Source organism: Marinobacter sp. M-5 (genome assembly GCF_032911545.1).
Classification (GTDB): domain Bacteria; phylum Pseudomonadota; class Gammaproteobacteria; order Pseudomonadales; family Oleiphilaceae; genus Marinobacter; species Marinobacter goseongensis.
In genome coordinates this window covers 1,770,092-1,783,279 of the sequence record NZ_JAWJEK010000001.1, presented here as the reverse complement: position 1 = coordinate 1,783,279, position 13,188 = coordinate 1,770,092, and the positions used below count along the sequence as shown (strand labels likewise).

10 protein-coding genes are annotated in these 13,188 nt (G+C 58.9%); 9 read left to right on the top strand and 1 reads right to left on the bottom strand.

The window, feature by feature from the left end:
• Positions 1-35 precede the first annotated feature (35 nt).
• The 7 genes from lpdA to rluB all read left to right on the top strand — a co-directional run bounded on the left by lpdA (position 36) and on the right by rluB (position 7,707).
• The gene (gene lpdA, locus R0125_RS08155) at positions 36-1,475 is read left to right on the top strand and encodes a dihydrolipoyl dehydrogenase (protein ID WP_248183486.1); all 1,440 of its coding nucleotides are present in this window, start codon (positions 36-38) and stop codon (positions 1,473-1,475) included.
• A gap of 197 nt (positions 1,476-1,672) precedes the next feature.
• Positions 1,673-2,839: an ADP-forming succinate--CoA ligase subunit beta gene (gene sucC / locus R0125_RS08150; protein ID WP_248183483.1), complete on the top strand. Its 1,167-nt coding sequence runs from the start codon at positions 1,673-1,675 to the stop codon at positions 2,837-2,839.
• Positions 2,839-3,711, top strand: a complete 873-nt coding sequence (gene sucD / locus R0125_RS08145) for a succinate--CoA ligase subunit alpha (RefSeq protein ID WP_248183478.1) — start codon at positions 2,839-2,841, stop codon at positions 3,709-3,711. The genes sucC and sucD overlap by 1 nt, the downstream gene beginning before the upstream one ends.
• Positions 3,712-3,897: 186 nt before the next feature.
• A complete protein-coding gene (locus R0125_RS08140) occupies positions 3,898-5,112 on the top strand; it encodes a tryptophan--tRNA ligase (protein WP_282448413.1) in 1,215 nt (404 codons plus the stop codon).
• 21 nt (positions 5,113-5,133) lie between these two features.
• Positions 5,134-5,979, top strand: coding sequence for a segregation and condensation protein A (locus R0125_RS08135; RefSeq protein ID WP_317237791.1), 846 nt, complete (start codon positions 5,134-5,136; stop codon positions 5,977-5,979).
• Positions 5,980-6,009: 30 nt separating this feature from the next.
• On the top strand, positions 6,010-6,684 hold the full coding sequence (gene scpB / locus R0125_RS08130; RefSeq protein ID WP_317237790.1) for an SMC-Scp complex subunit ScpB: 675 nt from the start codon (positions 6,010-6,012) through the stop codon (positions 6,682-6,684).
• Positions 6,685-6,720: 36 nt separating this feature from the next.
• Positions 6,721-7,707: a 23S rRNA pseudouridine(2605) synthase RluB gene (rluB, locus tag R0125_RS08125; protein WP_317237789.1), complete on the top strand. Its 987-nt coding sequence runs from the start codon at positions 6,721-6,723 to the stop codon at positions 7,705-7,707.
• 5 nt (positions 7,708-7,712) lie between these two features.
• Here the strand turns inward: rluB and R0125_RS08120 are convergent, their stop codons facing one another.
• On the bottom strand, positions 7,713-8,639 hold the full coding sequence (locus R0125_RS08120; RefSeq protein WP_317237788.1) for a GGDEF domain-containing protein: 927 nt from the start codon (positions 8,637-8,639) through the stop codon (positions 7,713-7,715).
• 272 nt (positions 8,640-8,911) lie between these two features.
• Here R0125_RS08120 and R0125_RS08115 point away from each other — a divergent pair, with 272 nt between their 5' ends.
• Both R0125_RS08115 and smc read left to right on the top strand, forming a co-directional pair.
• Complete coding sequence (locus R0125_RS08115) at positions 8,912-9,595, top strand: GntR family transcriptional regulator (RefSeq protein WP_248183466.1); 684 nt, start codon at positions 8,912-8,914, stop codon at positions 9,593-9,595.
• 1 nt (position 9,596) lies between these two features.
• Positions 9,597-13,091, top strand: coding sequence for a chromosome segregation protein SMC (gene smc / locus R0125_RS08110; RefSeq protein WP_317237786.1), 3,495 nt, complete (start codon positions 9,597-9,599; stop codon positions 13,089-13,091).
• The last annotated feature ends 97 nt before the right edge of the window (positions 13,092-13,188 follow it).

The window sequence follows — 13,188 nt, the reverse complement described above, 5'->3', positions numbered from 1 at the left end:
GCTGACTTTTAACGAATCGGAAAACGGGATCAACTATGTCTGATAAGTACGACGTCATTGTCATTGGTGCAGGCCCCGGCGGTTATGTGGCTGCTATCAAGGCTGCTCAGCTCGGCCTGAAAGCCGCGTGTGTGGAGTCCTGGACCTCTGAAGATAACAAGCAGGTACTTGGCGGTACCTGTCTGAACGTGGGCTGCATTCCGTCCAAGGCCTTGCTGGAAATTTCTCACAAGTTCGAGGAAGCCAATCACGGCTACGAGATGCAGGGCATCATCGCCAAGGATGTCAAAATCGACATCGCCAAGATGATGGAGCGCAAGAGCGGCATCGTTAAACAACTGACCGGCGGTATTGCCGGGCTGTTCAAGGCTAACGGTGTCACCTCGATCCACGGGCATGGCAAGCTGCTGGCGAACCGCAAAGTGGAAGTGACGGACAAGGACGGCCAGACCAAGACCTACGAAGCCGACAACGTCATCATTGCGACCGGTTCCAAACCGATTGAAATCCCGCCTGCGCCTTTCGACGGTGAATACATTGTCGATTCCGAGGGTGCGCTGGAGTTTACCGAAGTGCCCAAGCGCCTCGGTGTGATCGGTGCCGGTGTGATTGGTCTCGAGCTTGGCAGTGTCTGGGCGCGTCTTGGGTCCGAAGTGACGGTGATCGAAGCGCAGGATACTTTCTTGCCAACGGTGGATCAGCAAATTGCCAAAGATTCCTTCAAGCAGTTCCAGAAGCAGGGGCTGAATATTGTCATGGGCGCGCGTATGACCGGCGCCGAGATCAAGCGCAAGCTGGTCAACGTTAGCTACGAAGACAGCAAAGGCAAGCAGGAAGCGAAGTTTGACAAGCTGATCGTTGCGGTTGGCCGTCGTCCCTACACCGATAATGCCCTTGCGGAAGACTCTGGTGTGCAGATGGATGAGCGCGGCTTTATTTTCGTGGACGATAACTGCAAAACCGAAGCGCCGGGTGTGTGGGCGATCGGTGATGTGGTTCGCGGGCCGATGCTGGCGCACAAGGCCTCGGAAGAGGGTGTCATGGTTGCCGAGCGCATTGCCGGACACAAGCCACAGGTCAATTACGACTGCATTCCGAACGTGATCTACACTGCGCCGGAAGTTGCCTGGGTCGGCAAGACCGAAGAGCAGCTGAAGGCGGAAGGTGAAGAGTACAATGTCGGTACCTTCCCGTTTGCCGCGAACGGTCGCGCCATGGCCGCCAACTCGGCTTCCGGTCTGGTGAAGATCATCGCCGACGCGAAGACCGATCGCATCCTGGGTTTCCACGTGGTGGGTCCGCAGGCGTCTGAAATCGTTGCCCAGGGCGTTATCGCCATGGAGTTCGGTTCCAGTGCAGAAGATCTGGCCCTGACCTGTTTCGCGCACCCGACTCTGTCCGAGTCAGTGCACGAGGCAGCTTTGGCCGTTGCTGGCGGCGCGATTCACATCGCCAACCGTCGCAAAAAGAAGTAACGCAACATCGGAAGTCGGGGCGCCAGGTTGGGCGCCCCGCTGCCATCATAACGGCAGTTTTTCCGGGTGCGTGAGCGGCAGGTTAAGGTGATCCCTGATCTGCCAGAGCGAATTCGCGTCAGGTGCACCAATGGCGGTGTGCCAGCGGGTTCATTTCCGTACGTGGTTATCCTCCATCAAAAGACGGGACATTAACTATGAATTTGCACGAATATCAGGGCAAGCAGCTGTTCGCTGAATATGGCCTGCCAGTATCCAAGGGTATCGCCTGCGATACGCCAAAGGAAGCAGTCGACGCAGCCGGCGAGATCGGCGGAGACGCATGGGTGGTGAAGGCTCAGGTTCACGCTGGTGGCCGTGGTAAGGCTGGCGGCGTAAAGCTGGTCAAGAGCAAGGACGAAATCCGTGAGTTCGCGGAGAAGTGGCTGGGCCAGAAGCTGGTCACCTACCAGACGGACGAGAACGGCCAGCCGGTCAGCAAGATTCTGGTTGAATCCCTCACTGACATCGACCAGGAGCTGTACCTGGGTGCGGTTGTTGACCGTGGCACCCGTCGTATCGTGTTCATGGCGTCCACCGAGGGTGGCGTTGAGATCGAGAAGGTTGCCGAGGAAACACCGGAAAAGATCCTGAAGGCGGAAGTGGACCCGCTGGTTGGCGCACAGCCATACCAGGGCCGCGAACTGGCCTTCAAACTGGGTCTGGAAGGCAAGCAGATCGGCCAGTTCACCAAGATCTTCATGGGTCTGGCGAAACTGTTCGAGGAGTGCGACCTGGCACTGGTGGAAATCAACCCGCTGGTGATCACCCCGGCCGGTGACCTGCACTGCCTGGACGCGAAGATCGGCGTTGATGGCAACGCCCTTTACCGCCAGAAGAAAATCCATGAGATGCATGATCCCTCCCAGGAAGATTCCCGGGAAGCGGAAGCGGCCAAGTGGGAGCTGAACTACGTGGCGCTGGAAGGCAACATCGGCTGCATGGTAAACGGCGCTGGCCTGGCCATGGGCACCATGGACATCATCAAGCTGTCCGGCGGCCGCCCGGCCAACTTCCTGGACGTTGGGGGCGGTGCCACCAAGGAGCGTGTTTCCGAAGCGTTCAAGATCATCCTCTCTGACGACAACGTGCAGGCCGTGCTGGTGAACATCTTCGGCGGTATTGTTCGTTGCGACATGATCGCCGAAGGCATTATCGGTGCCGTCAAGGAAGTGGGCGTCAAGGTTCCTGTGGTTGTGCGTCTGGAAGGCAACAATGCCGAACTGGGCATCAAGGTACTGGCTGACAGTGGCCTGAACATCATCGCCGCCACCAGTCTGGCGGATGCCGCAGAGCAAGTCGTTAAAGCCGCAGGGGGTAAATAATGAGCATCCTGATCAACAAAGACACCAAGGTTATCTGCCAGGGCTTTACCGGCGCACAGGGTACTTTCCACTCTGAGCAGGCGATTGAGTACGGCACCAAAATGGTTGGTGGCGTCAGCCCCGGCAAGGGCGGCACCAAGCACCTGGGTCTGCCGGTGTTCAACACCGTGCGTGAAGCCGTTGAGCAGACCGGCGCAGAGGCGACGGTGATCTACGTGCCGGCGCCGTTCTGTAAAGACGCCATCGTCGAAGCGGCAGACGCTGGTATCCAGCTGATTGTGTGCATCACCGAAGGCATCCCGACCATCGACATGCTGTACGCGAAAGAATACGTTGATCGCAAAGGCGTTCGTATGATCGGCCCGAACTGCCCGGGCGTGATCACACCGGGCGAGTGCAAAATCGGCATCATGCCCGGGCACATCCACAAGCCGGGCAAGGTGGGTATTGTCTCCCGCTCGGGCACACTGACCTACGAAGCGGTCAAACAGACCACAGACTTCGGTTACGGCCAGTCTACCTGTGTCGGTATCGGTGGCGACCCGATTCCGGGCTCTAACTTCATCGATATCCTCAAGCTGCTGCAGGAAGATCCGCAGACTGAGGCCATCGTGATGATCGGTGAAATTGGTGGAACCGCGGAAGAAGAGGCCGCTGCGTTCATCAAGGAGAACGTTACCAAGCCGGTGGTGTCCTACATCGCAGGCGTTACCGCACCTCCGGGTAAGCGCATGGGCCATGCTGGCGCCATCATTTCCGGTGGTAAGGGCACGGCAGACGAGAAGTTTGCTGCGCTGAACGACGCCGGTGTCAAAACTGTGCGCAGCCTGGCCGAAATCGGCAAGGCGCTGAAGGAAGTGACGGGCTGGTAAGACACGACTGACGGTTTACAAAGCCCCCGGGTCAGCCGCAAGGCGCCGGGGGCTTTTTCGTGCCGGTTTCACAGGCTAGTGCCGGTTTTTCAATGGCTTCTTAACGCCGGCGCCACATAAGACTATAATGCCCGGTCAGCCTGAACTAAGATGGGCTGCTCAATATTCTCAGAAGGAGTTCATGCTTTGAGTTCTGTAGATTCCCAGCAACGGGTTTTGTCCGGAATGCGTCCTACCGGCAAGCTTCATCTTGGCCACTACCACGGTGTGCTGAAAAACTGGGTTAAACTCCAGCATGAATACGAGTGCTTCTTCTTTGTTGCCGACTGGCATGCACTGACCACTAATTACGAAGACACCTCGGGCATCGAACAGAGCGTCTGGGACATGGTGATTGACTGGCTTGCGGCCGGTGTCAATCCGGGGTCGTCGACCATGTTTATCCAGTCACGGGTGCCGGAACACGCGGAATTGCACCTGTTGCTGTCAATGATTACGCCACTGGGCTGGCTGGAGCGCATTCCCACCTACAAGGATCAGCAGGAAAAACTGCGGGAAAAAGACCTGGCCACCTACGGTTTCCTCGGTTACCCGCTGCTGCAGAGTGCCGATATCCTGATGTACCGGGCCGGCAAGGTTCCGGTGGGCGCGGACCAGGTTTCTCATGTGGAGATTACCCGCGAGGTCGCTCGCCGCTTCAATCACATCTACGGTCGCGAGCCCGGCTTCGAAGAGCAGGCGGAAGGTGCCATTGTAAAAATGGGCAAGAAAAACGCCAAGCTCTACCGCACCCTGAAGAAGCGTTACCAGGAAGAAGGGGATATGGAGGCGCTGGAGACGGCGCGGGCGCTGCTGAAAGAGCAGCAGAACATCTCCCTGGGTGACCGTGAGCGCCTGTATGGTTACATCGAGGGCGGCGGTAAGGTCATTCTCCCGGAGCCGCAGCCGTTGCTGACACCGGAATCCAAGATGCCGGGGCTGGACGGGCAGAAGATGTCCAAGTCCTACAACAACTACATCGGTCTGCGTGAGGATCAGGACTCGGTGTCTCAGAAAGTGCGCACCATGCAGACTGATCCTCAGCGCGTGCGCCGGACCGACCCGGGCGATCCCGAAAAATGCCCGGTGTGGGGCATGCACAAAATCTACTCCGATTCAGGTACCCGCGAATGGGTTCAGAATGGCTGCCGCAGCGCTGGCATCGGCTGCCTTGACTGCAAAAAACCACTGATCGACGCCATCATTGAAGAACAGCGCCCACTCCACGAGCGGGCCCGTGAGTATGAAGGCAATCCTGATCTGGTTCGTTCCATTATCGAAGAGGGTTGTGAGCAGGCCAGGGATTCGGCACGGGACACCCTTGAAGAAGTGCGCTCGGCGATGGGATTGAACTACCGCTGACATGAGGGCGCTGGAGACCGTATGACCGAGGATACTGCGAGCAGACCACAGGCCGACGCCGGCGAGGCAACCGTGTCGTCGCCCGCTGACCCGGCGCCGTTGGCTCGCGTGTCCGGCAAACCGGTGGTGGATTTGCCACGGGATCTCTACATTCCGCCCGACGCGCTGGCGGTTTTCCTCGAAGCGTTCGAGGGCCCGCTGGACCTTTTGCTGTACCTGATCCGCCGCCAGAATATGAACATTCTGGATATAGACGTCAGCGAGATCACACGGCAGTACATGGATTATATCGGCGCGGTGGAAGCCATGCGGTTCGAGCTGGCGGCGGAATACCTGGTGATGGCGGCGACGCTGGCGGAGATCAAATCCCGCATGTTGCTGCCGCGCCAGGAGAGCGAAGACGAGGAGGAGCTGGATCCCCGGGCCGAGCTTATCCGCCGTCTTCAGCAGTATGAGCGGTTCAAGAAAGCGGCAGAGGATCTGGATCAGCTGCCGCGTCTGGAGCGCGATAACTTCAGCGGCTCCGCAGCGTTGCCGAAGATGCCATCGAGCCAGCCGCATCCGGACGTGGAACTGTCCGAGTTGCTGCTGGCGCTGCAGGGCGTTTTGAAGCGTGCAGACCTGTTCACCAGCCATCATGTCGAGAGGGAAAAACTGTCGACCCGAGAACGTATGTCCGCCATTCTGTCTGTTCTGCAGGGGGACCGGTTCGTCAACTTTGAAAGCCTGTTCACACCGGAAGAGGGGCGGCTGGGCGTGGTCGTCACTTTTCTGGCGACGCTGGAACTGGTGAAGGAACAACTGATCGAGGTGGTTCAGGGCGAGGTACTCGGGCCGATACACGTGCGTGCCAGAGCTTCCTGCTAGAACACACCAGCAAGACAAGACGCGAGTGCCATGAACGAAGAAAACCTGAGAAAAATACAGGCGATCACCGAAGCCGCGTTGCTGGCGGCCGGCAAGCCCATGTCTCTGGAGCAGCTTCGTGACCTGTTTACAGACGATGAACGACCGGCTCGCCAGGTCATGGAGCATGTGCTGGTGCTGCTGGAAAGCGCCTGCGAGGGCCGCGGCTTCGAGCTCAAGAAGGTAGCCAGTGGCTACCGTCTTCAGGTCCGGGAAGAGTACGCGCCCTGGGTAAGCCGGATGTTCGAGGAAAAGCCCCAGCGCTACTCCCGGGCGTTGTTGGAGACGCTGGCGTTGATCGCCTATCGTCAACCGATCACCCGGGGAGAGATTGAGGACATCCGGGGTGTCACGGTGAGCAGTAATATTATTCGCACCCTGCTGGAGCGGGAGTGGGTCAAAGTGGTCGGGCACCGCGATGTGCCGGGTCGACCGGCCATGTACGCCACCACACGCCAGTTCCTCGACTATTTCAATCTGTCGGGTCTGGATCAGTTGCCGCCTCTGTCGGAGGTGCGTGATCTGGAGGAGATCGGTCGTGAAATTGAAAAGAACATCCAGGCGGAGATCGAGTTCGAGTCTTCCGCCGCTGCTGACGAAAACACCGATGATGAAGGTGCCGGGCAACCGGAGCCGGATACCGAATCGAATCAGACACTTCACTGATGCCAGGGGCATCAGCCCAGTTTAAAGGAAAAATTCATGGCGTCAGATCGCCCCGGGAAGCCAGGCCCCAAAGCCGCTCCCTCCAGGAATGCACCGTCTACCGCCGGTGAGCCGGAAAGAATCCAGAAGCTTCTGTCCAGAGCAGGCGTGGGCTCGCGGCGCGAGGTGGAAAGCTGGATGGACGCCGGGCGTGTGACGGTGAACGGCCATTTGCCGGAGCCAGGCCAGAAAGTCACCATTAATGATCGTATCGATGTCGATGGCAAGCGGCTGGACCTGGCCTCAGGTTCTGCCGTGGTCAGACGTGTGTTGATCTATAACAAGCCGGAGGGTGAAGTCACTACCCGACGCGATCCCGAGGGTCGCCCTACGGTGTTCGACCGCCTGCCACGGCTCAAGGACCATCGCTGGATCTCCATCGGGCGTCTTGATATCAATACCACCGGGCTGGTGCTGTTCACTACTGACGGCGAACTGGGGAACCGGTTGATGCACCCTTCCAGTGAAGTGGATCGTGAATACGCCGTGCGGGTCTTCGGAGAAGTGACCGACGACATGCTCAAACGGCTGATGGAGGGTGTGCTGCTGGAAGACGGCATGGCCAAGTTCTCGGACATCACACCGGCCGGCGGCAGCGGGATCAACCGCTGGTTCCATGTCACGCTACTTGAGGGCCGGAATCGCGAAGTGCGTCGGCTATGGGAATCCCAGGGTGTGCGGGTCAGCCGGCTCAAGCGCGTGCGCTATGGGCCGATTTTTCTGCCAAGCCGTCTCACGGTAGGCAAGTGGGAAGAGCTGGACCAGAAAGCCGTGGACCTGCTCAGCAAATCGGTTGGTCTGGAATCCGTTGTGATTCCGGCCAAGACGCCCGATGAGAAGGCCGCTCTGGATCGCAAGCGCAACAAGCAACCGGGACGTCAGGCACGCAAAAGTGGAGGGCGCAAGTGGGACGTTGCCACTTCAAAGCCCGCCGGAGGGGGCAAGAGCTCGTCAGCGAAATCCGGCCGAAGCCCTAAGCGCTAACCCTGTCAGCCGATACTGGCAAAGACCCTTGTGCAGTTGCGCCCGTGGTCTTTGGCCCGGTAGAGCGCCTCGTCAGCGCGAGCAACCCACTGATCGGACGTTTCGTCTACCAGCCTCATGGCCACGCCGCAGCTGGCAGTCACCGAGACGTTGGTATCACCGCAATTAACCACGATGGTGGCAATGTTTCGACGGATCCTGTCCGCTACGTCCCGGGCATCCTGCTCGGCGGTGTGGGGCAGTAGCACCGCAAATTCCTCGCCACCAAACCGGTAAACTGAATCGGAGGTCCGCACTGCCCCTTCGAGTTCGCGGGCGGCCAGTTTTAGCAGATGGTCCCCGACCACATGGCCGTACTTATCGTTAACCGCTTTGAAGTGGTCCAGATCGCAGAGAATCAGGGAATACTGATCGCCGTGGCGATCGGACAGCTGCGAGGCCTGAAGCAACGACTGTTCCATCGCGCGCTTGTTGGGAACGCCGGTCAGGGAGTCCGTAAGGGCAGCTTGTTCGATCACGATGAACCTGCAGGCGTTACGGATGGGGCAGATGGCCGCACCCAGGATCAGCTCAATACCTTCCAGTTCTTCCTCTTTGAAGCGTTGGCGACGTTTCAGTGTCAGGGTGCCGTAATATTCTCCCTCAAGATTCAGTCGGTACTCACAACTGTGTGGGCCGTCCATGCCTGAGGCATAGACGAACTCGGTACTTCCAATCTGATGGCGATAGTTGAGCGCCCCGTAAGGCACCACAACGGCCATTTCCTCTGCAAGAATGGCGAGCTGATGCTCCAGTGAGAGCGTGGTCGAGAGCCGTCGGGTCAGACGAGTCAATACATCGGGCGACTCGTTCCAGTCCCGATGAGCCTGCCGCAGCGCAGCGAGCTTTTGGGGTTGAGGGCCAGTTTTTGCAATTGAGGGAATGTTTTTCACTGGGTGTCCGCCGTGATTCACGATTTCCATGTACAATGCACATACTGTGCCTGAAAAAATAAAAGTATAAAAACCAGTACGATAAAGAGCTTACTTAAACCAAGATATGGGTGTTCACCATTTTTGGCAGTGAAGCGTCAGAATTCCGGCAGACATTTGCCTCCGTCAGACCGGTCGAAATGTCGGGCAGGGGGATGGGGTCTGCCAATCCCTGTGTTAGACTTTTGTGTTTATTATTGTGCCCTCAGTATAGCCAGTGAGCATCGATTTCTATGAGGTTTCAGGCCCCCGAAAGTCTTTCCGAGCAGATTGCGCAGCACCTCGGGCAACGCATCATGACCGGCGATCTCAAACCCGGTGAGCGGATCCAGGAACTCAAGGTCGCCGGGGAGCTCAATGTCAGCCGTGGCTCGGTTCGCGAGGCGCTGCTGATCCTGCAGCGGCGCCATCTGGTGGAAATTTTTCCGCGTCGAGGCGCCGTGGTATCCCGCCTGACCCCGGAGTTGGTCAACAGCCTTTACGACATCTACATCGACCTGCTGTGCATGCTCGGCCGTAAGGTCATGGAACGCTGGTCGGGCCCGGAGCTGGCGGGTGTTATCAGCCAGGCCCGCGAACTCCAGGCAGTCACCGATGCGCTGAACTCCCCAGAGGGAGATGCAGCGGAGCAAGTGATCGAGGCAGGTTTCGGCGTGATGCGGTACGCCTACACTCTGGTGGATAATCCATTCCTTGAAGAGACCCTGGAAAATTTCCGGCCGGCCATCAGCCGAACCTATTACGTCGCCCTGGAAAACTTCCGGGAGGAAATGACCGAAACCGGACGCTTCTTCAGTGATGTTGCCGATGCCGCGGTGAGCGGGGAGGCTGGCAAGGTGGAATCGGCCATTTGCCGCTTTGGTGAGCACCAGCGTAACCAGGTGCTCCGGATACTCAGGGAAGAGGCCACCGCGTGATATGCGCCTGAAATCCATTAAGCTTGCCGGCTTCAAATCCTTTGTTGATCCCACCACGGTGCCATTTCCCACCAACTTGACGTCCGTTGTCGGGCCAAATGGCTGCGGTAAATCCAACATCATCGATGCCGTGCGTTGGGTCATGGGTGAAAGTTCCGCCAAGTACCTGCGTGGCGAATCCATGACCGACGTGATCTTCAACGGCTCCAGTGCCCGCAAGCCGGTGGGGCAGGCGTCCATAGAGCTGATTTTCGATAACAGCGATGGGTCTGCACCCGGCGAGTTCGTGCGTTTCAATGAAATCTCCGTACGCCGACGGGTGTCCCGGGAGGGGCAGTCAGACTACTTTCTGAACGGCTCCAAATGCCGCCGCCGCGACATCACCGATCTGTTTCTGGGGACCGGGCTTGGCCCGCGCAGCTACGCCATTATCGAACAGGGCATGATCTCCCGGTTGATTGAAGCCAAGCCGGAAGAGTTGCGGGTGTATATCGAAGAGGCAGCGGGCATTTCCAAATACAAGGAGCGCCGCCGGGAGACCGAAAACCGTATTCGTCGCACCCAGGAAAATCTGGAACGCCTGACCGACCTGCGCGACGAGCTGGGACGCCAGTTGCAGCACCTTGAGCGTCAGGCCGCCGCCGCCGAGAAGTACAAGGCGTTCAAACAGGAGGAGCGTCAGAAAAAGGCGGAGCTGACGGTATTGCGCTGGAAGTCCCTCGACGACGATCTGCAGACCTGGCGCATCAGGATTCGTGATACCGAGCTGGAGCTGGAAAAGTACCTGACCGAACGGGTGAACCTGGAAACGTCTCTGGAGGCGTTGCGGGACAGTCATCAGGAGCGCACCGAACACTTCAATCGCGCCCAGGCCCGTTTTTATGAGGCCGGCGCGGATATTGCCCGCATTGAACAGAGCCTTGAGCACCAGCGGGAGCGCAGCCGGCAGACCGCTACCGAGCTTGATCAGGCGATGGCCAACCAGCGGGAGCTGGCGCGGGAGCTGGAGCAGGACGAAGAGAAGCGCGCCGGGATCCAGGAAGAGCTGGACATGATTGAGCCCGAGCAGGAAGCGCTGGCGTTGCGTGCCGAAGAATCCGGCGAGAAGTTGCAGCGAGCGGAAGATGCCATGAGTGAGTGGCAGCAGGGCTGGGAGCAGTTCAGTTCCCGTTCAGCGGATGCCCGGCGCCAGGCAGAACTGGCCCAGTCACGCATCCGTTCACTGGAAGACGCGATCAATCAGTTGAAGAATCGCCAACAACGCCTGAAAGATGAACAGGAACTGCTCGAAGGACAGCTGGACCGGGCCGAGCTGGAGGCCCTTCTGGAGCAGCAGGAAAACCTGCAGCTCCAGCGTGAAGACGCTTCTGAGCGGATTACTGCAGTGCAGGACGAGCTGTACGAGGCCCGTCAACAATACAAAGACGCTGAACAGGGCGTGTCGCGCTACCGCCAACGGGTTCAGAGCCTCCAGGCAACGCTGGACTCCCAGCACGCCCTGCTGGATGAGCAGATGGGTGGCCAGGACGACGCGCTGCAAACCTGGCTGCGTGAGTCCGGTCTGGAGAGCGCGCCAAGGGTGGCCCAGCAACTGACCATCGACAACGGCTGGGAGTTTGCAGTCGAACAGGTGATCAGCCGCTTCAGCCAGGGCGTGACCGTGCCGGGCCTGGGTGATTTGCATCCGGCGCTGGTCAATGCGCCAAGGGGGCTGGCGCTGGTGAATGAACAGGGCACTGAGCCGCGCTCAGGGTCGGGGCTTGCTGGCCGGGTGTCCGGGGCCGATGGCATCAGCGTGCTGCTGTCTGGCATCGACACCGCCGATTCCCTGGAGCAGGCGTTGTCGCGCCAGGCGAGTCTCGCAAACGGTGAGAGTGTGATCACCCGTGACGGTGTCTGGGTATCCCGCGACTGGATTCTGATGCCGGATTCGGACGCAGGGCAGGTCGGGGTCATCGAGCGGCAGAAAAAAGTCAGTCAACTCGGCGAGGAGCTTGCGGAGGCGGATGCGCTGCTGCAAGAGGCCAGCGCGCAACTCGAGGCACTTCAGGAGCGAGTAGAACGCGCGGAGTCAGACCGGGACGATGCTCAGGGCCGCCTCAGCGACGCAGAGCGGGAGCTTGGGGGCCTGTCCTCGAAGATCAGTGGCCTGAAAGCGCGCGCAGAGCAGATCGATGACCGTCTTCAGCGCATCCGTGATGACGCGGAGGATGTGGTCATGGGCATTGAAGAACAGCTGGAACAGCTGCAGGAAGCCCGCGAGGAGTGGCAGGATGCGCTGGCGTCGACGGAAGACAGCGACGAAGAAAAAGAGCGGTTGCTGGAGCGTCGTGATTCGCTCCGGGAAAACCTCGACCACCTGCGCCAGGAAGCCCGCCATGACCGGGATCATGCCCATCAGCTGCAACTTCAGCTGCAGTCACTGAACAGCCAGCGGGACGGATTGAAACAGACGCTGGAACGCATGCAGATGCAGAAAGAGCGACTGGACGAACGACTGGATATCCTCAGGGAAAGTCGGGAGCAGGCCGAAGAGCCCATCGAAGATCTGCAGCTGCAGCTTGAGGGTCTGCTGGACCGCCGGCTGGCGGAAGAAGAAAAACTGGGTGCAGCTCGGGATGCGCTGGAAGAGATTGATCGGGAAGTCCGGGAGAAGGAGCAGGGCCGGGGCCGAACCGAACACGAGGTCCAGGACATCCGTGCCCGGCTGGAAAAACTCAAAATGGAATCCCAGGCGCTGGAAATCCGCTCGGGTAACCACATTGAGCAGCTCAGGGAGCTGGATGTGAAGTTGCAGGAAGTGCTGGAACAGCTCCCCGAAGAAGCCACTGAGCAAAGCTGGGCTGACGAGCTGGAGAAGATCGGCAACCGGATTCAGCGGCTGGGCGCGATTAACCTGGCTGCTATTGAAGAATACCAGGTGCAGGGCGAGCGCAAGAACTATCTGGACAGCCAGCATGAGGACCTTACGGAAGCATTGGAGACGCTGGATAACGCCATGCGGCGCATTGACCGGGAAACCCGTCAGCGCTTCAAGGAAACCTTCGATCAGGTGAACGGTGGCCTTCAGGCTCTGTTCCCGAAGGTGTTCGGCGGCGGCAACGCCTATCTGGAACTGACCGGGGAAGACCTGCTGGAAACCGGCGTCGCCATTATGGCGCGGCCGCCGGGCAAGAAAAACAGCACCATTCATTTGCTATCGGGCGGGGAGAAAGCACTCACAGCAATTGCCCTGGTGTTCTCCATTTTTCAGCTCAATCCGGCGCCGTTCTGTATGCTGGATGAGGTGGACGCCCCGCTGGATGATGCCAATGTTGGCCGCTATGCCAATATGGTGAAGGAAATGTCAAAGCAGGTTCAGTTTATCTACATCACTCACAACAAGATCGCCATGGAGATGGCAGATCAGTTGATGGGGGTGACCATGCATGAGCCCGGGTGCTCACGTCTGGTGTCGGTAGATGTAGAAGAGGCGGCCGCGCTGGCAGAGGCCTGAACCCGGGAGGCCGCCCCCGAGGCGGTCAAAGATGACAAAAAAGCCATCTGGCCCACCTGCGCGTTGTATTCATTACAGGCTTTTTTTAGAGTAGCAA